We start from the raw sequence: 25,005 nt of genomic DNA, 5'->3' as shown, positions 1-25,005 counted from the left end.
GAGGGAAAAACATGAGACGAAAATGGATGCGGCTTGCAATCGCACCTTTCTTATTAGTATCTTTAGCTGCTTGTTCAGCCTCCCCCGGAGAACAAATGGGAGAAGGAATTAAAGCTGCAAAAGAAGCTTTTCAAAATGAATCAGCTGAGCCGAACGAACAAATTGAAAACGTTGAGTTATTTGTTCCAAGAGGCTTTTCTATAGAGGAAGATTCGGACGAAACGAACATCGTCATGAAGGATAACGACGAATCATATGTGTTGTTTGTAAACCCGAATGAACAACAAGATAGCCATTTATTTTATGATTTACTACAAGCAGAGAAAAAAGATGTCGTTTTAGCTCAAGAAACTTTTGAGCAAAATGGTCGCTTTGGTTTCATAGCTGTTTTACCATCAGGTGAGGAACAATTTGAAATAATGGCAAGTATCGGTGGCGTGAAGTTAACGACCATTTCAGATAAAGCTAACATTTCGAAGAATATGGAGCAAATGATGAAAATTGTTCGTTCTGTAAAAATTGCTGACTAAAGGAGGAATTCGAATGAGAGATTTACAATCTGTTGAAGAATTCCAAGCGCTTAAAGTAACGGAAGACGTAGTGTTTTTATTTACCGCAGCCTGGTGTCCGGATTGTCATTTTATTGATCCGTTCATACCGGAAGTGGAAGAAAAATTTGAATTCTTCACTTTTATATCTGTTAACCGTGATCAATTTATTGATTTATGTGCAGAACACGATATATATGGAATTCCAAGTTTCTTAGTCTTTAAAAATGGACTGGAAGCAGGTCGTTTTGTTAGCAAAGACCGTAAAACAAAAGAGGAAATTGAACAATTCCTAACAGAACTTCTATAGGATGTTACAATGTAAAGTGAGCGGTTCCGCCCCATCGGAGGAACCGCTTCCTTGTGTAAAGGAAGTGGGATTTTTGAAACCAGAACAATTAGTTACACGATTAAAACAGGAGTTACCAAACCCTTTTTTCACATGGCTGCATGATAAAAAAACGGATCGGTTGCGTCTAAATCATACCGGCCTAGATAAAGGGATGGAAATTTCACTTCCAGAAATATTGGCTAAGTATGAAATGAAAAAGGATCAGGCTATCCGTGAAGTTGTCTATACGATTAGTCAGACTTTCGACGCGATGGAACAAGAACAAAAAGGCTTAGCAAAATCGACCACACATATTTATCCCGTTATTCGTTCAACTTCATTCCCTTTGAAATCGAATGAAGGTCATTCATTTGTAGTGACAGAACATACAGCTGAAACGCGAATCTATTATGCACTGGACCTCGGAAACACTTACCGATTGCTAGATGAACATATGTTGGGCCAATTAAATATTACAGATTCAGAGATGAAAGAAGCTGCACGTTTTCAAGTGAGAAAGCTGTCTACTACCATGAAAGAAGACCATGTGGCTGGCAATATTTTTTATTTCGTGAATGTGAACGATGGCTATGACGCCAGTCGAATATTGAATGAACAATTTTTGAAAGAGATGCAATCAAAAATTGAAGGTGATATGACCTTATCAGTGCCTCATCAGGATGTGTTAATCATCGGAGATGTTCGAAATGAGGCTGGCTACGATGTACTTGCCCAGTTAACGATGCATTTCTTTACAGTAGGGAAAGTGCCAATTACCTCTTTATCTTTCATTTACGAAGATGGTGAATTAGAACCGATCTTTATTATGGCCAAAAATCGTATACAAAAGGAGAACAAAGACAAATGAATATATTTTACAATACAAAAGGTGTAGGTGACGTACTTTTAGTTCAATTGTTACCAAATGCATTTGAAGAAGTGACAACTGAAACTAAGGGCGACATTACCTTGATTAAAGATTCAAAGACTGGCGAAGTTGGAGCATTGAATGTATTCGGTGCAAGTAAGCATCTACAATTGACTGACCAAGGTTCAGTTGAAGTGACACAAGAAATCGTGGAATCATTACAACAAATGCTAAACGACAATGATGTGGATTTAAAATTAGAGGTCGACTTTACACCTAAATTTGTTGTTGGTTATGTATCTTCGAAAGAAAAACACCCTAATGCAGATAAACTGAACGTTTGCCAAGTTGAAGTAGGCGAAGAAACGTTGCAAATTGTATGCGGAGCTCCAAATGTTGAAGCGGGTCAAAAAGTAGTGGTGGCTAAGGTTGGCGCTGTTATGCCAAGTGGTTTGGTCATTCGTGACGCAGAACTACGAGGTGTTGCTTCAAGTGGAATGATTTGTTCGGCAAAAGAATTGGCATTACCAGATGCCCCAGCCGAAAAAGGGATTTTAGTATTAGACGACTCTGCTGAAATAGGATCAGCTTTTCAAGCATAAACTAGGTAAAACTCTGTGTACTCAAGGATTTTGGTGCGCAGAGTTTTTTTATAGCCGTTTGATTTGACCAACAAACCTGCTAAAATGGAAGCATTGAGACGAAAAGAGGGTTTGTATTGAATTGGTTGACCAAAGCATTTAAAAAAGTATTTTCAGAAGAAACAATAGAAAAAGAAGATTTAATCGAAGAACTTGAACAGCCTACATATAGAGAGTCCAAAACACCTTTCCGTTTCCCGCTGATTAGCGACGAAGAACGAGAGCGTCCAGAAGATGATGATTCAGAAGTGGATGAAAAAGAAGAAGAATACCGACCTTTGTATATGCATAAACAATGGCAAAATCAGCGGCAGAATACCGTTGTGCATCAAGCAGCAAAATCAAACATTGAACACACTATTAAATCGTCGCCGAGAGAGAGCTTACAAGAAGCTAAACCTAGAATAACCAAGGTACCTGTTCAATCGAAACCGTTCGTACCTACCGAAGTACCGTCGCCCATCCATGGGTTCAATCGACCAAAAATATCTCCGATTGATGATTTGTTAGCTAAAAAAAATGTGGATGAAGTGCGTAAAGAAACAGCAGCGACTACAATCGTTGCAAGAGAAACTGTGATGATAAAACCCGCTGGATCTAGTAACAAGCAAACTGAGCCGATCATAGGAAATCAACAACTGGTTACTGAAAAAGCACCTGTTTTGGAAATAACTAACCAGGCAAAAATATCTCCGATTGATGAGTTGCTGGCTAAAAAGAATGCGAATGAAGTCGTTGAACAAACGATGGTTGAACAGATTTCAGAAAATGAACCAATAGAGTTAACTAAAACTGAGACTGTTTCTGAAAAGCAAATTGAAACAGTAATTATCGAACAACAACCGGTAATTGAAAATGTAGTGGGTGAGGAAACTCCAGTAATCAGTGCTTTACCGGTAGTTGATTCAACTACGAATAATACAGAGCAGGTATCCGACATCACTTCGACAGAAAAGAAAAAGAAATCATTGCCTTTTAATGTGATGATGCTTAATTCGGATAAGGCGAAATATCAACAAGCCAAAACACTAACAGGTATGAAACATCCAGGGATGCCAAAGGAAGAGATTCCAAGTAAAGCACTAGAGCCAAAGCAAGTGGATACCACGGTAGAAAAGTCGAATGATTTGAATCTGCAGCAAGATATATCAGTTGCTGAAGAACTTCATCCTGGCTATATATTCCCGAAAGAGCGATATTTGGTTCCTCCTGAACAAAAGACACAAGATGATGACTGGATGAGCATGCAAGCGGCAAGGTTAATTGAATCATTGTCTTATTTCCAAGTGAAAGCGGAAATTGTCAACATGGTTCAGGGTCCTGCTGTTACTCAATTTGAAATGACAGTCGGTCAAGGAACGAAGGTAAGCAAAATACGCAATCTCGCAGACGATCTTAAATTAGCATTAGCGGCTAAAGATATACGAATTCAAGCACCTATTCCAGGAAAGAGCTCGATTGGGATTGAAATACCGAACCAAACTTCTCGACCTGTGCGTTTATCAGAAGTTGTCGGTAGTTCAAACTTCACGGACTCGGACTCACCACTTGAAGCGGCACTAGGATTGGATTTGACTGGAACACCAGTTACTATTGATTTGCGTAAAATGCCACATGGGTTGATTGCCGGGGCAACAGGATCTGGTAAGTCAGTATGTATAAATTCTTTATTGATCAGTTTATTATACAAAGCCACACCGAAAGAATTGAATTTACTCCTAATCGATCCTAAAATGGTAGAACTAGCACCCTTCAATCATATCCCTCATCTCGTCAGTCCTGTAATTACTGATGTTAAGGCTGCAACAGCTGCTCTAAAATGGGCAGTTGAAGAGATGGAACGTCGATATCAGTTGTTTGCTCATACAGGCGTCCGGGATATCACGCGTTATAATGCAATGGCAGAAGAGAAAAGACAATTTGCACAAAAGATGCCTTACTTGCTGATTGTTATTGATGAGTTGGCCGATCTAATGATGATGGCACCAACAGAAGTGGAAGAATCCATTTGTCGAATTGCCCAAAAAGCACGCGCTTGCGGTATTCATTTAGTAGTCGCTACTCAACGACCTTCTGTAGATGTAATCACAGGACTGATTAAGGCAAATATCCCGACACGAATTGCGTTTTCAGTTTCTTCTCAAATCGATTCTCGTACGATTCTGGACGTCCAAGGTGCTGAGAGATTACTAGGTCGAGGGGATATGCTCTATCTTGGCAACGGTATGTCTGCGCCAATTCGTATTCAAGGTACCTATGTAACAGATGAAGAGATGGAAGAGATTATTGACCATGCACGTAGTCAGGGAGAACCATCCTATTTATTCGAACAAGAAGAATTAGTCCGTCGACTGGAAGTGGCAGAAGACCAGGATGAGTTATTTGAAGAAGCTTGCCGATTTATTTTGGAACAAGGTTCAGCATCTACTTCCTTGCTTCAACGCAAGTTCCATATAGGATATAACCGTGCAGCGAGACTCGTAGACTTAATGGAACAGCATGGTTATGTTTCGGAATCCAGAGGAAGTAAAGCAAGAGAAGTGTTTATTACAGAAAATGATTTACAGTTACTCTTCAATGATTGACAATAGAAGTGAGAATAACCCCACCCAATCCTTATAATTGTGGGAAAAATCGTTCATTTCTAGGCAAGATTAAATGATGATATAATGGGGTAAGGAAGATAGATAAAAAGTACGGGCACCTTTCCCAGGAGGTTTATACAAATGACAGTGTTTCATTTTACAGGAATTAAAGGGTCTGGCATGAGTTCGCTTGCGCAAATTTTGCACGATGCAGGGAACCAGGTTCAAGGCTCTGATATAGAGAAACATTTCTTTACAGAAGATCCACTTCGTAAACGTGGCATCAAAATCTTGCCATTCAACGCAGATAATATTGAAAAAGGCATGACCGTTATCGCAGGGAATGCATATAAAGATAATCATGAAGAACTAATTCGCGCTAATGAATTAGGAATCGATGTCATCCGATACCACAAGTTTTTAGGGAACTTAATGGGTCAGTACATTTCTGTAGGAATTACAGGATCTCATGGTAAAACCTCTACAACGGGTTTAATGTCTCATGTATTGAGTGGCTTTGCACCAACTTCATATTTAATTGGAGATGGAACTGGTCATGGTGAATCACAAGCACAATACTTTGCATTTGAAGCTTGTGAATACCGTCGTCACTTCTTAGCGTATCATCCAGATTATATGATCATGACAAATATCGATTTTGACCACCCGGATTACTTTGGTGGTATCGATGATGTAGTTGAGGCTTTTCAATCGATGGCGCTTCAGGTGAATAAGGCGATTATTGCATGTGGGGATGATGAACATCTTCAAAAACTACATGCCAATGTACCGGTCGTATTTTATGGCTTCGGTTCAGAGAATGACTTTGAAGCACGTAATGTGATAAAAACGACTACAGGCTCTACATTCGATGTTTTCATTCGAAATGAATTCTTCAGTACGTTCGAAATTCCTACTTTCGGAGATCATGCTGTATTGAACGCACTGGCAGTCATTTCATTATGTAATTATGAAGGAATTCCTGCCGAAATCATTCAACAGCAGTTGCATACATTCGGTGGTGTTAAGCGACGTTTTTCAGAAAGCAGAAAAGGCGATCGAATTTTAATTGACGACTACGCGCATCATCCGACTGAAATCAAAGTGACCATCCAGTCAGCACGTCAAAAATATCCCGATCGTGAAGTCATTGCGATTTTCCAACCTCACACGTTTTCCCGCACACGCACTTTCCTAAAAGAATTTGCCGAGAGCTTGGAAACGGCCGATTATGTCTACTTATGTGATATTTTCGGTTCTGCACGTGAAAATGCTGGTGACTTAACGATTGATGATTTATGTGATTTGGTTGAGAATTGTGTAGTCCTTAAAACCGAAGAAATTGACGTATTATTGAAACACCAAAATGCTGTTTACTTATTCATGGGTGCCGGAGATGTACAGAAATTCCAGGCCGCTTTTGAACAAAAAATATAAGTTTATGAAAACTCTGGTCATTTTTGATCAGAGTTTTTATTTTTGTGCAGGAAATGAAATGTTTTTGTGGAATAAAGATAACAATAGACGTTTATTTACTGCCATGTGTGGGAAGATAGGTAGTATGAACAATCTAGAGGAGGAACACGAATGGAAATAATATTATACATAGCAGCGTTGGTTGCAGCTATAGGTTTTCTTGTTCTTTGCGTAAGTTTAGCGATGACATTAACATCGTTAAAGAAGACGCTTAACGAGGTTTCAGGAACAATGGCCGGATTAGAAGGTCAATTACAAGGTGTTACAAGTGAAACAACGCAATTATTGCATAAGACGAATGCTTTGGCTTCAGATATTCTATATAAATCTGAAAAACTTAACAGTGTTGTTGATGCAGTGAAAAATGTAGGAGAGTCAGTAAATGGCTTGAATACATCAGTGCGACGAATTACTTCATCGATTACGACTGAAGTAGAACGAAATGAAGATAAAATCGCTCAAGTAGTGCAATGGAGCAATGTTGCACTAGGGATCCGAGACAAATGGAAAGAAAGAAAAGCAATTGAAGAAGCAAGAGCAGGTTACACAATTTATCAAGATGAACCTGTTAAATCATATAGAGAAACCCAAAAATAAGGAGGAACTAACATGACACAATATAAACCTAACTACAACGAAGCGAAGTATAACCACGAATTCTACACAAATAAATCGAATCAAACGGAAGCTTACCTTCCTCAATCGTATGAGTATTCAAATGGAAATGGACAATACCGCGATCCGATTTATGCAAGTGATGAAATGAATTCTAAAGATTTCTTAATCGGCGCATTGGTTGGAGGAATTATTGGAGCAGCAACTGCTTTATTCCTTGCACCTAAATCTGGTGCTGAACTTCGTGGAGATGTAACAACTCAAGCATCTCAATTACGAGAAAAAACGGCAGATTTATCATCAACAGCTAAAGAAAAGACATCTCAATTATCAACACAATTAAAAGAAAAATCAGGTCCTTTGGTTGATAAGGTTAAGTCTATTAAATCAAAAACGCCGACTTTGATGGATGACGGCACTGTTTCATCAGAAGGTGAAGAGCCAATCGATTTCATGGAAACTGTAACAAATACAGTGGAAGAAGTTACTGGTGAAAGCTCAAATGAAACATCAACTGCACAAGCTTTGAAAGAAGCAGTTGGAGAAAAGAAAAACTTATAAAATCAAAAGCCCACATCGTTGATATGTGGGCTTTCTTTTGTCAAAAAAGCCATTAAAATAAGTAGTTAAACTTTCGCGCGTTGAAGCGTTAAAGATATTTTACGTGACTTTTAGATATCCACATACTATAATGATTCTATTATCAAAAAAAGCACCATACATCTTCAGTTTAAATATCGTGAATTTCGTATGGGTAAGAGAGGAGATCAAGGTATGAGCCATCAAGAATTAGATAGCTTACGCACAAATGTAGACGAATTGAACTTAGAAATACTTCGTCTAATCAATGAGCGGGCTGCAGTCGTACAAGAAATTGGAAAAGTAAAAGAAAAGCAAGGTGTCAACCGATATGATCCTCTTCGCGAACGTCATATGTTGAACTTAATAAAAGAAAACAATAGAGGTCCACTACCACAATCAACTGTGGATCACATTTTCAAGGAATTATTTAAAACGGCTTTGGAACTTCAGGAAGACGATCATCGTAAAGCGCTTCTAGTTTCGCGTAAAAAGAAAGCGGAAGATACAATCGTAGTTGTCAATGGTGAACGCATTGGTGAAGGCAAGCCATCATTTGTCTTTGGTCCATGTGCAGTTGAATCATTTGATCAAGTTGCAGCAGTAGCAGATGCCATTCAACAAAAAGGATTGAGAATGATTCGAGGAGGAGCATACAAACCTCGTACTTCACCTTATGATTTCCAAGGTCTTGGACTTGAAGGATTAAAAATTCTTAAACGTGTCTCGCAGCAATATAATCTTGCTGTTGTCTCTGAAATTGTAACACCTCACCATTTAGAAGAAGCATTAGATTACATTGATGTTGTTCAAATCGGTGCGCGTAACATGCAAAATTTCGAGTTATTAAAAGCAGCAGGTTCTATTAATAAACCGGTGTTATTGAAACGCGGAATGGCTGCAACGATTGATGAATTCATCAATGCTGCCGAGTATATTATTTCACAAGGAAATGATCAAATTATTTTATGTGAACGTGGAATTCGAACATACGAAAAAGCGACACGTAATACACTTGATATTTCAGCGGTTCCAATCTTAAAACAAGAAACACACTTACCTGTATTTGTGGATGTAACTCACTCAACAGGACGTCGCGATTTACTATTACCGACAGCGAAAGCAGCTATTGCTATTGGGGCGGATGGTGTTATGGCTGAAGTACATCCAGATCCAGCAGTCGCTTTATCAGATGCTGCTCAACAAATGAATTTGCAACAATTTGATGAGTTTTACGATTCACTTCAAAAGTTTATGAAACAATACGAAATCCAAGTATAAGACTAATGCCGGTTCAATTACTGAACCGGTATTTTTATTTCGTTTAACGTAACGATGGAAAACGCCTGAAAACTATTATATGATGGTATGAGATAGGGACCGAGCAGGGAGTGTATCACATGACAATTACAATTTATGACGTCGCACGTGAAGCCAATGTATCGATGGCAACGGTTTCACGTGTAGTTAACGGCAATCCGAATGTTAAACCGGCAACTCGAAAAAAAGTGCTGGATGTTATTGAACGGTTGCAATATCGTCCAAATGCTGTTGCTAGAGGACTTGCAAGCAAAAAGACAACGACAGTTGGCGTTATTATTCCAGATATATCAAACATATTCTACGCAGAACTTGCACGAGGGATAGAAGATATTGCGACCATGTATAGTTACAATATTATTTTATCGAACTCCGATCAACGTGAAGATAAAGAATTACAACTCCTTGAAACGATGTTTGGAAAACAAGTTGATGGAATTGTGTTCATGAGTGAACATGTATCGAAAGAATTATTAAACATGATGGAGAGATCGCCAGTACCAATCGTTTTGGCAGGGACAATCGATCCTTCTGGGAAAATGCCTTCTGTTAACATCGATTATCACCAGGCTGCCTATGAAGCGGTAAATCGCTTGCTTCAAAATAATCATAAACGAATAGCCTACGTTTCAGGCTCATTATCCTCCACCATCAATCGTGCATTTAAATTTACAGGCTATGAAAAAGCTTTGGGAGATGCAGGTCTTCAAATGAATGAAGATCTTGTGGTGGAAAGTGAAGCTACGTATGATGCAGGATATGCGGCATTCAGTGAATTGAAGGACTTGCAAGATGCCCCAACAGCTTTCTTTGCGGGGAATGATGAATTGGCTATTGGGTTAATCCATGGAGCGCAAGATTCCGGGTTTCATGTTCCTAAGGATGTAGAAGTCATTAGTTTTGAAAACTCCAAATTAGCAAGAATGGTGCGACCAGAGTTAACAAGTATAGTGTTGCCTCTTTACGATATTGGAGCAGTTTCCATGCGTTTGCTGACTAAATATATGAACAAAGAACAAATTGATGAGAAAACAGTAATTTTGCCACACCGAATTGAAGAAAGAGATTCAGTGAAATAGGAAAAGGAGTGAACTACAGTTATTGTAGTCCACTCCTTTTTTAATGCTGGCGTATCAGATACAGTGCTTTATTTAGCACTTGCTTGTTCTTTTCGGTAATTTCTTCTTTACGCGGAATGGGTTCATATAAGTTCTCTGGATCCAACCAGGTAGGGATTAAAGGTACTGGTGATTCCGGTTGCCATTTTTCAAGCCAATCCTTCGGTAGATTGCCTTCGGGCAATGGAATATCATTCATCTCCATCCACAATAATGACCAAGCTCTTGGTACAACTCTCCAGATATCATAACCTCCGCCACCGACGGCAATCCATTTACCATCACAAAATTCATGAGCTAGTTGATGGGCAAGTTTAGGAATTTCATGATAGATTTTCATTGTTCCATAAAGATGAGTCAACGGATCAAAGTAATGTGCATCCGCCCCATTCTGACTGATGATTACGTCGGGTTTGAAGTAAGTAGCGATCTCGCGGAAAGCGGTCATATATAGCTCCAAAAATGATTCATCTTCGGTGAATGCATCGATTGGTAAATTGAATGAAGTTCCGTAACCTTGACCTGTTCCTCTTTCCGTGACATTGCCAGTTCCCGGGAACAAATACCTTCCTGTTTCATGAATGGAGATGGTGCAAACATCAGGATCTTCATAAAAGCTCCATTGTACACCGTCTCCATGGTGAGCATCCGTATCAATATAGAGAACACGTGCTTTATACTTTTGCTGTATGTATTTGATTGCCACCGAACTGTCATTGTAGACACAAAAGCCTGATGCACGACCATGGAAGCCATGATGAAGTCCTCCACCAAGATTTAGCGCATGGGAAGCTTTATTCTCCATAACATAATCCACGGCCGTTAAAGTGCCACCAACTAGTCGTGCACTGGCTTCGTGCATATTAGGGAAAATAGGTGTATCGTCCGTGCCGATTCCAAAACTTTCGGTTTCAGCAGCTGTAACAAGTCCTTGACTCGCTTTTTTGACAATATCTATATACCGTCCGTCATGTGCAAGTAGTAACTCGTCATCCGTAGCAATACGTGGTGCAACGATATCATCATCTGTAAGCGCATTCATTTTTTGCAATAAATCGGTGGTCAACGTCAGTCGCTTCTGATTGAACGGATGTTTCTCAGAAAACTTATAACCTAATTGATCATCCGAATATATGTAAACCGCATGTTTTTTTAGTTTGTCATTCCCGGCATGTTCGGCCATAGCACATCGAAACCTTCTTTACGTATATCTTCAATAATCCCGAGAGGGTTCATCGTCTTCACACGGAATACTAAGATTTTGTTGTCGTCATTTTGTTTATCTGGATACACAAGAACACTTAAGACATTTGAATGATGATCATGAAAAACTTTGGATACTTCAAAAAGTATGCCCGGCTTATTCGGGACACGGACTTCAATTTGAGAACCCGGTTGGTGTGCACCTGTCAGTTCAATATATTTATATAATAAATCTGTTTCGGAAACGATTCCTACTAATTTGCCTCCACTGACAATAGGCAGACATCCAATCTGCTGATCATAAAAAATAGTGGCAACTTCTTCTACGAAATCAAGAGGGTGTCCGATGACCGGGTTTTTCGTCATAATCTCTTCAAGCGCAGTCGCATATATATCCTGATGCTGGCCTTCTAATAAATTGGAAGGAGTGGCTTCTTTAATATCCCGATCAGACACGATCCCTACAACATGCCCTTCAAGATCCGTAATCGGCAGGTGTCGGATTTTCTTTTCACGAAGGAGGTTTATCGCATCCTTAATCGTATGTGATGGTTGTAAGGTCACGACAGTAGTTGTCATCATTTGTTCCACAATCATAGGTCAAAAACTCCTTTGCGGTTTAATACATAAAGCGATTCATAAATCGCAACTGATCAAAGCGTTGGATGGATTCATTATCAATACGCGAACCAATTTTGGCCATCAGACAGTTTGCCGGATGGGAGCTGATTTCTGGATCATCGGTTGCAAAGTATTCCAATCCACCTGCATTCATCATTTTTTCCATCACTTTTCGGTACTCCCAAACATTTAGGCCCGTGCCTTTTAAATCCCAATGCCAATAATATTCTGTCGTAATGGTGATGTAATCTTCCATTGCATCGTCCATCATTGAGACACGAAGTAAGCTTTTGCCAACACCTGTTCCTCGGAACTTCGGAATAACTTCAATGGCACCCAGTTCAATTAGATTGCTCATTTGTCCTTTTGACCAGCGTTCCAATGGGTCAGGATATAAGAAAGTTACATAGCCCACAATGGTCATGTTATCTCGTGCTATCAGAATTCTTCCTTCTGGCAATTTGGCAATTTCAATGATTGCCTTATGTTGCTGAGCAGGAGGTCGGAATGCCACCAAATCTTCATGAAAGTCATAACGGGCAATATCTGCTGATGAAATAGGACCTTCGATAATTAAATGGCCATGTTTTGTTTTCAATTCCATGGCATTATAAATTTTTTTATGTTCCATGTGTACACCACCTGAAAAGAATTACGTAGTTCCATTATACATGAAAAAAACGTAAGGAAAACGTTTTCAATATTATTCACAGAGTCATAGTCAAAAAAGTAAAATTATTCGCCATTTACTTTCAATTTAATGTAAACTAGTATTTGTATCGTAACTGAGAGGGTGGTAGAAATGAAACTTGAGGCACTTCCGGTCGTTCAAGGAGATTATTTACTCCAAAACTACGACGAAACTGCAGCCAATTTCGATTGGAAAGAGGCAGAAAAGGCGTTTAGTTGGCATGAGACAGGTCGCATGAATGTTGCGCACGAAGCAATAGACCGTCATGCAAATTCGGATAGAAAAAACAAAATTGCACTTTATTATAAAGATGCAACTCGTAAAGAATCTTATACGTTTAATGAAATGAAAAAAAGTACAAACAAAGCGGCAAATGTATTGAAAGCCCATACAAATCTTGAAAAAGGCGACCGTTTATTTATTTTCATGCCACGTTCACCTGAATTGTATTTCGCTTTAATTGGTGCTCTTAAAATGGGCGTCATTGTCGGACCATTGTTTGAAGCATTTATGGAAGGTGCAGTTTACGATCGTCTTGCAGACAGTGAAGCAAAAGCGATTGTGACGACCCCTGAATTGCTAAATCGTATTCCAGTTGATAAATTACCTCACTTGGAGACAATCCTATTAGTCGGCGAAAACGTGGTAGAAAATAATAGAACAGTAGATTTCATGAAACATATGAAAACGGCTTCTCCTTATTTTCAAGTGGAGTGGCTGGATAAAGAGGATGGGTTAGTTCTTCATTATACGTCTGGTTCTACTGGTAAACCTAAAGGTGTATTGCATGTGCAGGAAGCTATGGTTCAGCATTATCAGACTGCAAAATGGGTGTTAGATTTAAAAGAACAAGATATTTACTGGTGTACAGCAGATCCAGGATGGGTAACGGGAACTTCTTACGGAATTTTTGGTCCATGGTTAACTGGCACAACTATGGTTGTTTTAGGAGGACGTTTCTCTCCTGATGCATGGTATCAAGCGATTGAGGACTTCGGTGTCACAGTTTGGTATAGTGCCCCAACAGCTTTCCGTATGTTAATGGGAGCGGGGGATGCTTTGGTGAAGGCACATGATTTATCTTCACTGCGTCATGTATTATCTGTCGGCGAACCATTGAATCCTGAAGTAATCAGATGGGGAGCAGAAGTATTCCGCCACCGCATTCATGATACATGGTGGATGACAGAGACTGGTGCCCAAATGATTTGTAATTACGCATGCTTGCCAATACGTCCAGGCTCCATGGGTAAACCACTTCCAGGTATCCAGGCAGCAATCGTCGACGATCGCGGCGTTGAGTTACCTCCATACCAAATGGGGAACTTGGCATTGAAAAAAGGTTGGCCGTCAATGATGCGTCAAATCTGGAATAATCCTGAAAAATATCAATCGTATTTCCTGAATGACGAATGGTATGTATCAGGGGATTCTGCTTACATGGACGAGGATGGATACTTCTGGTTCCAAGGACGGATTGATGATGTCATCATGACTTCTGGAGAACGCGTAGGACCGTTTGAAGTGGAAAGCAAATTACTTGAGCATCCATCGATTGTCGAAGCTGGTGTAATCGGCAAACCGGATCCCGTTCGTGGAGAAATCATTAAAGCATTTGTAGCTTTAAAAGAAGGTGTTGAACCTTCGGATGAATTGATTGCTGAAATTCAACAATTCGTGAAAAAAGGGTTGGCTGCACATGCGGCACCTCGTGAAATTGAGTTCAAAGACAAACTTCCGAAAACGCGTAGCGGGAAAATCATGAGACGTGTATTAAAAGCATGGGAACTTGATTTACCGACTGGTGATTTATCGACAATGGAAGATTAATAGAACGAAAGACAAAGCTTGCGCGAAATTCGTGCAAGCTTTTGTTTTTAGTATGAGAAAGTATATAAATGTTTCGTTAACACGAATAGATCTACTGCGAACGCGAATAGACCGTCCCACGACCGCGAGTAGAACTCCTGCGAACGCGAAAGGACCTCTCATTATAAGGAAAACCGAGAATAGAGCTAATGAGTTAAGGATAACTTCAACCTCAGCTATCCTTTCTTATTAATTTACACAACCAAAAAAGCAGTGAAACTTATCGGTCTGGATAAGTTTCACTGCTTTTAGTTATTATTCTCCTTCTCCATCTCCAGGTGGTTCTTCTGGAGGTGGTTCCGGTTTAGGTTCTGGTTTTGGATCAGGTTTAGGTTCTGGCTTCGGCTTTGGCTTTGGCTCAGTTCCTGGTTTCGGCTCTGGTGTTGGAGTCGGTTTAGGTTCCGGAGTCGGCTCCGCTTTAGGAGCTTCCACAACAGTCATATTGGATGCAGGTGATTGTTGTCCTGTAATATCCACAGCGACAACGAAGTACGTACCTGGACTGTTCACTTGATAAGAATTACCACTCGCTTCTTTAACAGAAGAAAGTAACTCATTACCACCGCCGGAGCTTCTGAACACTCGATATCCAACGACATCATTCGAAGGCGATTTAGACCAGGAAAGCGTGCTTCCTGAAAGGGAGGCAGAAACCGATCCTGGTGAAGCGCCGTCTGCTTCGAATGTGTCTTCAGACACAACACGATTTGCAAAACTAGAATCTTGAGGGAAAAGTTTACTCGCTTCTCCCTTGATATTGCCAAACATACGATCTATAAAGTCTTTGTTTACCCCAACTCCACCGCTGACTACAAACTCACTTGGTGTTGTAGGAAGTGCGCGAAAACGTTTCCCACCTATCATGACGTATGATGATGACACAAAGCTATCATCTGCTTTGCTAGGTACATAAGTATTCGCGTTAAATAAATCAGATTTCACTAAACCTGCGCGTGAACATTCTTCAGATGGAGTCATTCCTGAAATGGCACAAAACGATTGAGAAACGACGCCTTTCGGTGCTTTGAATTCGGTCGCTGGGTCTATCAGTTCAGCATTTACTTCATATGAACTGTTCATCAATTTTGCCCATAACATATTGACACGGGTTCCGGGTTGTAGATAAGTGCCATTCGAAATATTTAAATTGGTTGGAGTATCATAACCTAACCATACACCAAGTGTAATGGATGGATTATAACCCATAAACCATACATCGTGAGCATTATTTGTTGTTCCTGTTTTAGCTGCAAAATCAGACTTGAATTTCAATTCTGATTGAGCTCGTCTACCTGTACCTTCTGATAATACATCACGTAGCATATCCGTTACGATATATGAGGTTTGAGGAGAGTAAACTGGTACAGCTTCAGATTTATGTTGGAAAATAATCTTTCCATCAGCATCCTCAATTTTTTCAATCATATAAGAATCGATCATCTGGCCACCATTCGCCAAAGTTGCGTATGCAGTTGTGTTTTCTTCAATGGTGACACCGTTTCTAATTCCTCCGATTGAAGCAGAGAGGTTTACATAATCTTCCTCAATTAAACGAGAGAAACCGATTTTCTTTAAAAATTCAGCAGGACGTTTTTCAACAATTTGATTATACAATCTTAGAGCTGCTAAGTTCTGTGAAGATGCCAGTGCTTGGCGTGCAGGAATGATACCAAGTTCTTGGTCTTTTGTGAAGTTTCTTGGTGAATAAGGTTTTCCAGTACCGTCTACATAATCTTTAAATGCTACATCCACTACAGGACTGCCAGCACCGATCAAGCCATACTCAATGGCAGGACCATAAATTAACAGAGGCTTCATAGTCGAACCGTTTTGACGATATCTTTGTGTAGCATGATTTGAAGCTTCAATATCATAACTACGACCGCCGATAAAACTTAAAATTTTACCCGTACTATTTTCCATCAACACACTGCCCACTTGAACTGGTTCTTCAACCCATTCGTTTTTTTGTAATTCAGCATTGTATTTTTCAACCTTAATCGAAGGGCCATAATTTTTGAACTCATCTTTTACTTTTTGATGAGCGTCATACATTTTTTTGTCAATGGTAGAATGTATACGGTAGCCGTTGTTACGCATGGAACGATCAGCCATAATAGTATATTTTTCATTTAATTTTTCTTCATCTATTAGACGAGTAGGATCAATGCCATCTTTTTCAGCTAATAATTCCGCTATAATCTGTTTTGCTTGACGTTCCAATTCATATGTTAAAAAAGGGTATCTTTCCTGAGGTAACAATTCAGGAGAACGGAAATCTTTTTTAATATCATAAGCAATCGCTCCATTATATTCTTGTTCCGTTATGTAGCCAGTTTCTTTCATACGATAGAGAACTGTCAGCATCCGATCAATGCCTGGTTTCAGACCATCTTCATCCTTCAGTAAACCGTCAGAAGTGAAAGGGGTATGTGCAAAAGGTGCTTGCGGAATCCCCGCGATAAAAGCAGCTTGAGGTAAATTTAAATCTTTTGCTTTGACATTGAAAATTCCTTCAGCTGCGGTTTCAATCCCAGCAATATTGGCACCAGCAGCGTTGCGGCCGTATGGAATAATATTTAAATAAGCTTCCAAAATTTCATCTTTTTCCATGAATTTCTCAAGGCGCATCGCTAAAAGTATTTCTTTTGCTTTGCGTTCATAGGAAACTTCATTTGTGAGAATCTGGTTTTTGATTAATTGTTGTGTAAGCGTTGATCCGCCTGTTTGGCTATCGGAATTCGTGACATCCTGTAATAGACCGCGGAAAATAGCCTTTGGAACAATCCCATCATGCACTTTGAAATATTCATCTTCCGTTGCATACACTGCATCAAGGACATAAGGAGAAACTTCTTTAAGCTTAGTTTCACGGCGCTGTAAATCTGTTCTTAACTTTCCTAAGTAAACATTGTTTGCAAAATATACTTCCGACGTCTCTTCATAACTGAAGATGGATGACCGCAATTCAGCCTCTTCTCGAAGAGGTTCTTGATCGACTAGTGAAGCGAAATATCCTGCGCCAACCGATCCCGCAAATGCTCCGCCTACTAATAGGACGATTAACAAGATTAATGCGAGATTCCAGATGACTCCAGAGGTAATGCGCAAACCTTTAGCCCACTTGGTATTCGTCAATCTAATCCATGTTTCGTCTATTTTTTTCAACCAGTTTTTTACTTGATCATTCAACCGAATCGACCTCCTAAAATCTTGTCCTATTATATCACAAAATGTATGAATCCTAATATATTTATTGACAAGTTAGAATTAAGGCGTACAATGAAAAAATATAATGTTTTGAGTGATGAAAAGTCCGAAGTAATGAATGCAAGAACTGTTTAGAGAGCCAGCGGGTGGTGCAAGCTGGTCAGTGTGCATACATGAATTACAGGCTGGGAGCTTAACGTCTACACAACGATACTGTGTCTGATGAGCGGAAGGACTTTTCCTTCAAGCTGGGTGGTACCGCGCAAAGTGTATTTAGCGTCCCTGCATGATTTTAATTAATCGTGCAGGGACTTTTTTATTTATAAGGAGGAATGGATATGTCAAACGCATTAATCGAAGACTTAAAATGGAGAGGCCTTGCCTACCAGTTAACTGACGAAGCTGGTATGGTTGAGCTTTTGAATAAAGAATCAATATCTTTATATTGTGGAGTAGATCCAACAGCAGATAGTATGCATATCGGTCATATTGTGCCGTTGTTAACATTGCGTCGTTTCCAATTACATGGCCATCAACCAATTCTATTAATTGGTGGAGCAACTGGAATGATCGGGGATCCATCTGGTCGCAGTGAAGAGCGTCAACTTCAGACAACTGAACAAATTGATGAAAATGTAAAAGGACTTAAAGTTCAAATGGAACGCATTTTCGATTTTGGTTCAGAGAACGGAGCTGTTTTAGTTAACAACCGTGACTGGATCGGCTCGATGAATGTAATCGAATTTTTGCGTGACTACGGGAAATACATTGGGGTCAATTACATGTTGGCTAAAGATACGGTTGCTTCTCGCTTGGAAGGCGGAATCTCTTTTACTGAGTTCTCATACATGTTGATTCAGGCGATTGATTACAATCACTTATACGATTCTCACAACTGCCGAATTCAAGTAGGGGGATCAGACCAATGGGGCAATATTACAACTGGACTTGAAATGATCCGAAAAACACACAGTGAAGAGTCAAAAGCTTACGGTATGACCATTCCACTTGTTACTAAATCAGATGGTACGAAGTTTGGTAAATCTGCTTCAGGAGCAGTTTGGTTGGATGCTGAAAAAACAACGCCGTATGAGTTCTACCAGTTCTGGTTGAATACCGCAGATGCTGATGTTATCAAATACATGAAAATCTTTACTTTCTTGACTCGTGAAGAAATTGAGGCATTTGAAGTGACGGTTGCGGAAGAGCCACATTTACGTAAAGCACAAAAAGCGCTTGCTGAAGAAATGACGCGTATGATTCATGGTCAAGACGCTTTAGATAATGCTCTTCGAATTACTCAAGCTTTATTCAGTGGAGATTTAAAAGCATTATCTGCCAATGAAATGAAGGAAGTTTTTAAAGATGTTCCTTCTATTGAATTGCCTAAAGAAGACAAAAACATTGTGGACTTATTGGTGGAAGCAGGAGTCTCGCCATCAAAACGTCAAGCACGTGAAGACGTTACAAGTGGGGCGATTTCAATCAATGGTGAGAAATTGACGGCTGTCGATCACATTGTTTCAGCGGAAAATCGTTTAGATGATTCATTCTCAATCGTTCGCAGAGGCAAAAAGAAATACCATATGGTGAAGTTCATATAACATTTAAGGGGGAGGCCGTTTTTAAAACGGCCTCTTCTTTTTGCCTTGAATCGTGTTTCCAACGAAAAATCCATTTTGTCCAACGAAATGGTGAATTTGTCCAACGAAATCGTCAAATGGTCCAACTAACATCTCGAATTGTCCAACGAAATCATCGTTCGCCATCTAAAAAAGCCAAAAAGACTTTGTTATTAATAGATTTAAATTCTGCTATTTATTAAATAGAAAAGCTGCCTGATGACTTTTTACGTCATTAAGGCAGCCTTTTACTTGTATAGAATTTATTTGTTGTCAGTTATCCAATTAGGCAAATCCAAGTCACCATAAATGTCTGGATGCAAAATATTAGAGAGTTTAAACGCACCTTCGAGCAATCGGGGAGAGGGACGGCAATATAATTCTTCTTCCATTATATAGATATGTTTCTTTTGGTTATCCGACAGATTTTCAAATCCCTGACGTTTTTCAATTACTTTTTTATTAACCTTGGATTGTTGAACACCAACCCATGCGAGGAATATGTATTCAGGATTGCGTCGCATGACATCATCCCAGTCTGTTTGGACACTGGCCAATTCGACATCGCGAAATATATTGCGTCCTCCGGAAATTTCACTGACTTCTGTTAACCAATTTACCTGACCGGGTGTGAATATCGGTTTCGGCCACCACTCCCAATATAATTCGGGGCAATTGGAAACCGTTCTCGCGCGAGTTTTCATTTCATCAACAAATCTTTTATATTCCATGACAATCATTTTAGCCTTTTCAGAAATCCCACATGCATGACCGACAGTCAATAAATCATCTGCAATATCGTTTAAACTTTGAGGATCCAACACAAGATGAGGAATACCACGAGCCACTAACTCGTTCACATTCTTCTCCATCCCTGGGACACTGAGAGAAGCTAACACAAGATCTGGATTTAACGCTTCGAGTGCATCGATATCAATTGATAAATCCGGACCTAACCGAGGTAAATGTTGAACAGATGATGGCCAATCTGAAAAGTCGTCGAGTCCAACCAACAGATTTGTTAAGCCTAAATATGCAAGAATCTCGGTATTGCTGGGGCATATTGAAATGAGTCTCATACAAAAACTCCTTGTATTTTTTATATCAGTTTAACATAGAGACTAAAAAGAGCCCCAATGGGACTCTTTTAAAATGAACGAGAATTGAAAAATACCAATACAAGTCGAAATCACTCCACGTAATTACAACTCTAGTAATTCAAGAACACCTTTCGTATCAATGACTGTAGCAAATTCGTCGGATAAACTGACAAGAGCCAAGTTATGAATTTCTTCAGCACTGTACAACTTTCCGTCAAAGCTAATCCGTTCAAAAGTAGCGGTAGCATCAGATACAATGAATGGAGTGAAGCCAAGGTTTTTTGCCATTCTTGTCGTCGTGGAAACACAATGATCAGTTGTTAAACCTACAATAACAAGGGTTTCAATTCTAGCTTCATGTAAATGATTTTCAAGGTTAGTACCAATAAACGAACTGTTTACATTTTTTATCATCACAGGTTCTCCTGGTAGAGGAGCGACAATTTCTTTTATATCGCGTCCAGGATGATGCGGGAGGGAAGGGTTACTAATGTGTTGTATGTGAATGATTGGACGATTTGTTTTCCTCCATATGTTTAATAATGTGGCCATATTCTCTTCAGCATTTAAATTATTTCTCACACCATTTTCTGGGCTATCAAAGTGATTTTGAACATCGATTAAAATTAAAGCTGTGTTTGTTGATATTCTCATAAAAATTCCTCCTAAGTGTTTTTAAATTGAAGAACTAAATTCCGTGAGCCTTTATTACGTCGTTTACATTTTCTGCTGATGTCAGTAATTCAAACTCTTCAACCCCTCGACCCTTATCTCTGAAAGTATACGCTCCGATATGACTGATGAATTCCAGGTGAATTATGAATCTTTACGAGTACCGATTGTAACGAGTTCAGTGAATCCGTCGCATTCTCCTTCTCCTTATTCCATCAGTAAACCAACTTGATTTAGATTCATTCGGTAAAAGTAAACAAACTATATTGCAGATAAGTCAGCTGCTTACAAAAATTGTATGCTAGAATCACTTATTAGTAAAATTGAAATAACTAAACAGTATGTTCAGGTTTTCTGATAATAAACTTTATCAAGGAGGGGTCTAAAATAGAAATCCGTCAACTTCAATCTTTTAAAACAGTGGCCGAGTTAAACAGCTTTACAAAGGCTGCTCAAACATTACAGTACTCACAAGCATCCATCACTGCTCATATTCAGCAGCTTGAGGATGAGATTGGGTTTCCCTTATTTGACCGTTTAGGAAAACAAATTCAATTAACCATGATGGGGAAGGAAATGTATCTTTATGTAGTAGAATTACTAACGATATATTCAAAGATCAAACATATTTCACCAAACGATAAGACATTGAAAGGTGAAATCCGCATTGGTGCATCCGAAACCATGACCGTGTACAAGTTGGGAACAGTTTTAACAAAGTATAAGAAGAATTATCCGGAGGTTACTTTTTCGCTCATTAATGATAATTGTATGCAACTACGTGAGAGACTCCATTCGGGGGAATTAGATATTGCGATTACACTAGAACCAAAGGTAAGTGACCCACAGTTAATTACAGAAATTTGGTCGAAAGAATCATTAGTATTTGTTGGGGAAAGAAACCATTCCATCAAGACAATTGAGGAAGCGGATGGAGAGTGTATTATTTTTAGTGCGAATAATTGTGTGCTAAGACAATTATTCGAAGGATTTTTGGTTGAGAATGGAATCAATACTAATAATCATTTGGAGTTATCGAGTATGGAGGCTATAAAACAGTGTGTTGTAAGTGGGTTGGGGATTAGCTTGGTGCCATACATAAGTGTAGAATCCCTATTGCTAGAAGAAAAAATAAAAGTCATTGAGTCTTCTAGCGAGAATCTGATGTTCTATGCGCAAATATCCTATCACAAAAATAAATGGTTGTCTGAAGCTCACAAGCTGTTTATTGATATGGTTTTGGAAGACAAATAGATAGGTTTAATTTCAACTAGTTGTATAAAAGAAAAGTTCAGGTGCTCAAACACCTGATCACTAGTACACACTTGCCGCAGGAATGGCGGCTAACCATTATTTTTTGGAGAGATAGTCACTGTAGCATGGACTGCGTGGTGGCTATTTCTTTTTCGTCATTCAATGTTAAATGGTTGTAACTTCATCAAAGCCAGCAGGTTAAATCTACTTGCTAAAAAATGCTACTTCATATGAAAACGGATTGACTCTTAAAGACAACAGTTTCGAGTAAATTGAAAAGCTGTTAAACTACGCGTAAATTATAAGGATGCTTACAGTTTCTGTAGTCTTAGGGTAGCCCATGATGATTGTAGTAATGTGATTTAGGAAAGTGTAATAATGCAAAATGGTACATCATAACATTATGTGATCACCACAAAACACGTAGTGTGATTTTTTTTGTTTTCCTATAATAATTAATGCCTGTAGTAAAATGAGTTGTGAATTAAAGGAAGAGCGTTTTACATAGAAATATGACACTAATCCATGCTGTAAAAATTCCATACTCTGAAGAGATAATGTATTTTCCTCGCATATTGTCGAAACCAAATAATGACCGTCGTTAACTATCTCATTTAAGACTTATGGTATAAACGAACTATATAAAATTACCTATTAAACTAGATTGAATTATGGTATTATCCAAATAATTAATGCTATATTACTAATTTTATAAAATGTATTTTTATTGAAGGAGGAAATGTGTGGAAATAAGAGAAGCTAAAACATCGATTGAAAAAAAGTTGAAGGGACTAGTGGACACCGACCCCAACCTTTTTAATGCTTTTTTTCTAATCCATTCAGATAAACTTAATATTCATTGGAATATGGTTCATGGGGAAACGGATGATATACCTACAAATGCAGATCAGCCTTACCATACTGCAAGTATTGCCAAAACTTTCACAGCCGTGATTATTGCCATGTTAGTTGAGGAAGGAAAAATTAGCTATAGTGATCCAATTGCAAAATATCTGACCGAAGATATATTAAAAGGCTTACACATATATAAAGGGAAAGACTATACAAAAGATATCCGTATCGAACATTTAGTAAGATGCACATCCGGATTACCGGATTTTTATGAGGATAAGCCTAAGCAAGGAAAATCCTTTTTAGATCTTCTGCTTGAAGAACCTTCGCGTTACTGGACACCTCAAGAAACGATTCAATGGACTAAAGAGAATTTGGTTCCTCGTTTTCCACCAGGGGAAAAGTGCCATTACACTAATACGGGCTATAACCTTTTAGGACTGCTTATAGAAAATATTACTTCGAAGACTTATCATCAAGTACTTCATGAATACATTTTCCAACCACTGCATATGAATAACACTTATTTGTCTCAATACTCAGAACCAGCAGAACAAAATAAATTTGCTGTTGCGAATATTAATTTAAAAAATAATAAAATCAGAGTTGAAGACCACCGTAGTTTCAGTAGCATTTATGCTGGGGGGCAAGCGGTGAGCACATCAGATGATTTGTTGAAATTTATGAAAGCTTTAGTAGGAAATCAACTCATTTCCAAAGAATCTCTTTCAGAAATGATGCAATGGAATAAATTATGGATAGGTGTAGATTATGGTTCAGGACTAATGAGAGTTAGGATGCTTCCAATTATACAAAAATATAATGTATGGGGACATCTAGGATCAATAGGGTCCTTCATGCTTTACAATCCTATTATGGACGTTTATATCATTGGGAATTTTAATAAAACAGGGTATGTAGCAAAAAGTATTCGATTTATCTTTAATACCCTACGTACATTATCTAAACTGAAAATCGACTAAATATCCTGCTGCCTATATGCTTTACACTACAATTTAGAAAAAAGAAAAAGCCATAAAATCCTTGTATTACCAAGGGTTTTATGGCTTTTATTAATATTAGTATCTCGATTAACGAGAGTAGAATTCAACGATTAATGATTCGTTGATTTCAGCTGATAATTCGCTACGCTCTGGAAGGCGAACAAATTGACCAACTTTTTTGTCTGCATCGAAAGATAAGTATTCTGGAACGAAGTTGTTAACTTCCATAGACTCATTAACGATATCAAGGTTTTGAGATTTTTCACGAAGTGAAATCTCTTGACCTGCTTTAAGACGGAATGAAGGAATATCAACGCGTTTTCCATCAACCATTACGTGACCGTGGTTAACTAATTGACGAGCTCCACGACGAGTGCGTGAAAGACCTAAACGGTATACTACGTTATCAAGGCGAGTTTCAAGAAGAATCATGAAGTTTTCACCAGATTTACCAGGCATTTTAGCAGCTTTATCGAATAGTGTACGGAATTGACGTTCGTTTACACCATACATGTGACGAAGCTTTTGCTTCTCTTGTAATTGTAAACCGTATTCCGAGATTTTTTTGCGTTGGTTAGGACCGTGTTGTCCTGGTGCGTAAGGGCGTTTTTCTAATTCTTTACCTGTGCCGCTTAGTGATAAACCAAGACGACGAGACAGTTTCCATGCTGGACCTGTATAACGAGCCATGAGAGACTCCTCCTTTAAGTGGTTTTATTTTGTTGTAAAATAAGACCAGATGTATCAATCAAACTGCCATTTTATTTTCATGTATCCTCGCCCTCGCAGCCAAGGGTTACACGATACCCCATCCAATACAAAAAAT

Annotated in this window: 22 protein-coding genes and 1 other annotated feature; of the genes, 14 read left to right on the top strand and 8 right to left on the bottom strand. The window is 38.9% G+C overall.

Going from position 1 to position 25,005, the window contains the following annotated elements:
• Positions 1–11: 11 nt before the first annotated feature.
• The 10 genes from ACQKEV_RS11125 to ccpA all read left to right on the top strand — a co-directional run bounded on the left by ACQKEV_RS11125 (position 12) and on the right by ccpA (position 10,042).
• Positions 12–530: a hypothetical protein gene (locus ACQKEV_RS11125; protein WP_427444986.1), complete on the top strand. Its 519-nt coding sequence runs from the start codon at positions 12–14 to the stop codon at positions 528–530.
• A gap of 13 nt (positions 531–543) precedes the next feature.
• Positions 544–858: a thioredoxin family protein gene (locus ACQKEV_RS11120; RefSeq protein ID WP_427444989.1), complete on the top strand. Its 315-nt coding sequence runs from the start codon at positions 544–546 to the stop codon at positions 856–858.
• 73 nt (positions 859–931) lie between these two features.
• The gene (locus ACQKEV_RS11115; RefSeq protein WP_427444992.1) at positions 932–1,747 is read left to right on the top strand and encodes a DUF1444 family protein; all 816 of its coding nucleotides are present in this window, start codon (positions 932–934) and stop codon (positions 1,745–1,747) included.
• Positions 1,744–2,349 (top strand): YtpR family tRNA-binding protein, encoded by a 606-nt coding sequence (ytpR, locus tag ACQKEV_RS11110; RefSeq protein WP_427444995.1) that lies wholly within the window; start codon positions 1,744–1,746, stop codon positions 2,347–2,349. The genes ACQKEV_RS11115 and ytpR overlap by 4 nt, the downstream gene beginning before the upstream one ends.
• A gap of 116 nt (positions 2,350–2,465) precedes the next feature.
• Positions 2,466–4,973 (top strand): DNA translocase FtsK, encoded by a 2,508-nt coding sequence (locus tag ACQKEV_RS11105; RefSeq protein WP_427444997.1) that lies wholly within the window; start codon positions 2,466–2,468, stop codon positions 4,971–4,973.
• Positions 4,974–5,114: 141 nt separating this feature from the next.
• Positions 5,115–6,410, top strand: a complete 1,296-nt coding sequence (murC, locus tag ACQKEV_RS11100) for a UDP-N-acetylmuramate--L-alanine ligase (RefSeq protein WP_427444999.1) — start codon at positions 5,115–5,117, stop codon at positions 6,408–6,410.
• A gap of 150 nt (positions 6,411–6,560) precedes the next feature.
• Positions 6,561–7,046 (top strand): DUF948 domain-containing protein, encoded by a 486-nt coding sequence (locus ACQKEV_RS11095; protein WP_427445002.1) that lies wholly within the window; start codon positions 6,561–6,563, stop codon positions 7,044–7,046.
• 12 nt (positions 7,047–7,058) lie between these two features.
• Positions 7,059–7,625 carry a YtxH domain-containing protein gene (locus tag ACQKEV_RS11090; protein WP_427445004.1) on the top strand — a complete coding sequence of 189 codons (567 nt, stop codon included), beginning with the start codon at positions 7,059–7,061 and terminating at the stop codon, positions 7,623–7,625.
• A 213-nt stretch (positions 7,626–7,838) separates the two neighbouring features.
• A complete protein-coding gene (locus ACQKEV_RS11085; protein WP_427445006.1) occupies positions 7,839–8,924 on the top strand; it encodes a bifunctional 3-deoxy-7-phosphoheptulonate synthase/chorismate mutase in 1,086 nt (361 codons plus the stop codon).
• 119 nt (positions 8,925–9,043) lie between these two features.
• Entirely contained in the window at positions 9,044–10,042 is a 999-nt protein-coding gene (gene ccpA, locus ACQKEV_RS11080; protein WP_427445009.1) for a catabolite control protein A, read from the top strand.
• A 40-nt stretch (positions 10,043–10,082) separates the two neighbouring features.
• Here the strand turns inward: ccpA and ACQKEV_RS11075 are convergent, their stop codons facing one another.
• The 3 genes from ACQKEV_RS11075 to ACQKEV_RS11065 are packed head-to-tail and all read right to left on the bottom strand — an operon-like array spanning position 10,083 to position 12,536.
• Positions 10,083–11,264 carry an acetoin utilization protein AcuC gene (locus ACQKEV_RS11075; protein ID WP_427445011.1) on the bottom strand — a complete coding sequence of 394 codons (1,182 nt, stop codon included), beginning with the start codon at positions 11,262–11,264 and terminating at the stop codon, positions 10,083–10,085.
• A complete protein-coding gene (locus ACQKEV_RS11070; RefSeq protein WP_427445014.1) occupies positions 11,234–11,881 on the bottom strand; it encodes an acetoin utilization AcuB family protein in 648 nt (215 codons plus the stop codon). Before ACQKEV_RS11070 ends, ACQKEV_RS11075 begins: the two co-directional genes overlap by 31 nt.
• Before the next feature lie 22 nt (positions 11,882–11,903).
• A complete protein-coding gene (locus tag ACQKEV_RS11065; RefSeq protein WP_427445017.1) occupies positions 11,904–12,536 on the bottom strand; it encodes a GNAT family N-acetyltransferase in 633 nt (210 codons plus the stop codon).
• Between the two features lie 171 nt (positions 12,537–12,707).
• Between ACQKEV_RS11065 and acsA the strand changes: the two genes are divergently transcribed.
• Positions 12,708–14,426, top strand: a complete 1,719-nt coding sequence (gene acsA / locus ACQKEV_RS11060; RefSeq protein WP_427445019.1) for an acetate--CoA ligase — start codon at positions 12,708–12,710, stop codon at positions 14,424–14,426.
• Between the two features lie 294 nt (positions 14,427–14,720).
• Here acsA and ACQKEV_RS11055 read toward each other — a convergent pair whose 3' ends face one another.
• Positions 14,721–17,657 carry a transglycosylase domain-containing protein gene (locus tag ACQKEV_RS11055; RefSeq protein WP_427445021.1) on the bottom strand — a complete coding sequence of 979 codons (2,937 nt, stop codon included), beginning with the start codon at positions 17,655–17,657 and terminating at the stop codon, positions 14,721–14,723.
• A gap of 106 nt (positions 17,658–17,763) precedes the next feature.
• Positions 17,764–17,962: a binding site (T-box leader), on the top strand.
• 51 nt (positions 17,963–18,013) lie between these two features.
• On the opposite strand from ACQKEV_RS11055, the gene tyrS reads away from it, so the two are divergent.
• Positions 18,014–19,279, top strand: a complete 1,266-nt coding sequence (gene tyrS, locus ACQKEV_RS11050; RefSeq protein WP_427445023.1) for a tyrosine--tRNA ligase — start codon at positions 18,014–18,016, stop codon at positions 19,277–19,279.
• A gap of 21 nt (positions 19,280–19,300) precedes the next feature.
• Here tyrS and ACQKEV_RS11045 read toward each other — a convergent pair whose 3' ends face one another.
• From ACQKEV_RS11045 to ACQKEV_RS11035, 3 genes are all read right to left on the bottom strand, one after another.
• Entirely contained in the window at positions 19,301–19,444 is a 144-nt protein-coding gene (locus tag ACQKEV_RS11045; RefSeq protein ID WP_427445025.1) for a hypothetical protein, read from the bottom strand.
• Positions 19,445–19,560: 116 nt separating this feature from the next.
• Positions 19,561–20,376, bottom strand: a complete 816-nt coding sequence (locus ACQKEV_RS11040) for a cobalamin-binding protein (RefSeq protein ID WP_427445027.1) — start codon at positions 20,374–20,376, stop codon at positions 19,561–19,563.
• Between the two features lie 123 nt (positions 20,377–20,499).
• Complete coding sequence (locus ACQKEV_RS11035) at positions 20,500–21,045, bottom strand: cysteine hydrolase family protein (protein ID WP_427446234.1); 546 nt, start codon at positions 21,043–21,045, stop codon at positions 20,500–20,502.
• 378 nt (positions 21,046–21,423) lie between these two features.
• Here ACQKEV_RS11035 and ACQKEV_RS11030 point away from each other — a divergent pair, with 378 nt between their 5' ends.
• Complete coding sequence (locus ACQKEV_RS11030) at positions 21,424–22,323, top strand: LysR family transcriptional regulator (RefSeq protein WP_427457880.1); 900 nt, start codon at positions 21,424–21,426, stop codon at positions 22,321–22,323.
• A gap of 743 nt (positions 22,324–23,066) precedes the next feature.
• Positions 23,067–24,158 (top strand): serine hydrolase domain-containing protein, encoded by a 1,092-nt coding sequence (locus ACQKEV_RS11025; RefSeq protein ID WP_427445029.1) that lies wholly within the window; start codon positions 23,067–23,069, stop codon positions 24,156–24,158.
• A 108-nt stretch (positions 24,159–24,266) separates the two neighbouring features.
• On the opposite strand, the gene rpsD is transcribed toward ACQKEV_RS11025, so the two are convergent.
• Positions 24,267–24,869: a 30S ribosomal protein S4 gene (gene rpsD, locus ACQKEV_RS11020; protein ID WP_427445031.1), complete on the bottom strand. Its 603-nt coding sequence runs from the start codon at positions 24,867–24,869 to the stop codon at positions 24,267–24,269.
• Between the last annotated feature and the right edge of the window lie 136 nt (positions 24,870–25,005).

The organism is Paenisporosarcina sp. NPDC076907, assembly GCF_050269735.1.
Lineage (GTDB): Bacteria > Bacillota > Bacilli > Bacillales_A > Planococcaceae > Paenisporosarcina.
This window is presented reverse-complemented; position numbering and strand designations above follow the sequence as displayed.

Coding starts and splice junctions, on each gene's coding strand:
- ytpR (WP_427444995.1), top strand. CDS start 1,744: ATGAATATATTTTACAATACAAAAGGTGTAGGTGACGTACTTTTAGTT.
- ACQKEV_RS11095 (WP_427445002.1), top strand. CDS start 6,561: ATGGAAATAATATTATACATAGCAGCGTTGGTTGCAGCTATAGGTTTT.
- acsA (WP_427445019.1), top strand. CDS start 12,708: ATGAAACTTGAGGCACTTCCGGTCGTTCAAGGAGATTATTTACTCCAA.
- rpsD (WP_427445031.1), bottom strand. CDS start 24,869: ATGGCTCGTTATACAGGTCCAGCATGGAAACTGTCTCGTCGTCTTGGT.
- ACQKEV_RS11070 (WP_427445014.1), bottom strand. CDS start 11,881: ATGATTGTGGAACAAATGATGACAACTACTGTCGTGACCTTACAACCA.
- ACQKEV_RS11090 (WP_427445004.1), top strand. CDS start 7,059: ATGACACAATATAAACCTAACTACAACGAAGCGAAGTATAACCACGAA.
- ccpA (WP_427445009.1), top strand. CDS start 9,044: ATGACAATTACAATTTATGACGTCGCACGTGAAGCCAATGTATCGATG.
- ACQKEV_RS11075 (WP_427445011.1), bottom strand. CDS start 11,264: ATGGCCGAACATGCCGGGAATGACAAACTAAAAAAACATGCGGTTTAC.
- ACQKEV_RS11065 (WP_427445017.1), bottom strand. CDS start 12,536: ATGGAACATAAAAAAATTTATAATGCCATGGAATTGAAAACAAAACAT.
- ACQKEV_RS11040 (WP_427445027.1), bottom strand. CDS start 20,376: ATGAGACTCATTTCAATATGCCCCAGCAATACCGAGATTCTTGCATAT.
- ACQKEV_RS11085 (WP_427445006.1), top strand. CDS start 7,839: ATGAGCCATCAAGAATTAGATAGCTTACGCACAAATGTAGACGAATTG.
- ACQKEV_RS11120 (WP_427444989.1), top strand. CDS start 544: ATGAGAGATTTACAATCTGTTGAAGAATTCCAAGCGCTTAAAGTAACG.
- ACQKEV_RS11045 (WP_427445025.1), bottom strand. CDS start 19,444: ATGGCGAACGATGATTTCGTTGGACAATTCGAGATGTTAGTTGGACCA.
- tyrS (WP_427445023.1), top strand. CDS start 18,014: ATGTCAAACGCATTAATCGAAGACTTAAAATGGAGAGGCCTTGCCTAC.
- murC (WP_427444999.1), top strand. CDS start 5,115: ATGACAGTGTTTCATTTTACAGGAATTAAAGGGTCTGGCATGAGTTCG.
- ACQKEV_RS11125 (WP_427444986.1), top strand. CDS start 12: ATGAGACGAAAATGGATGCGGCTTGCAATCGCACCTTTCTTATTAGTA.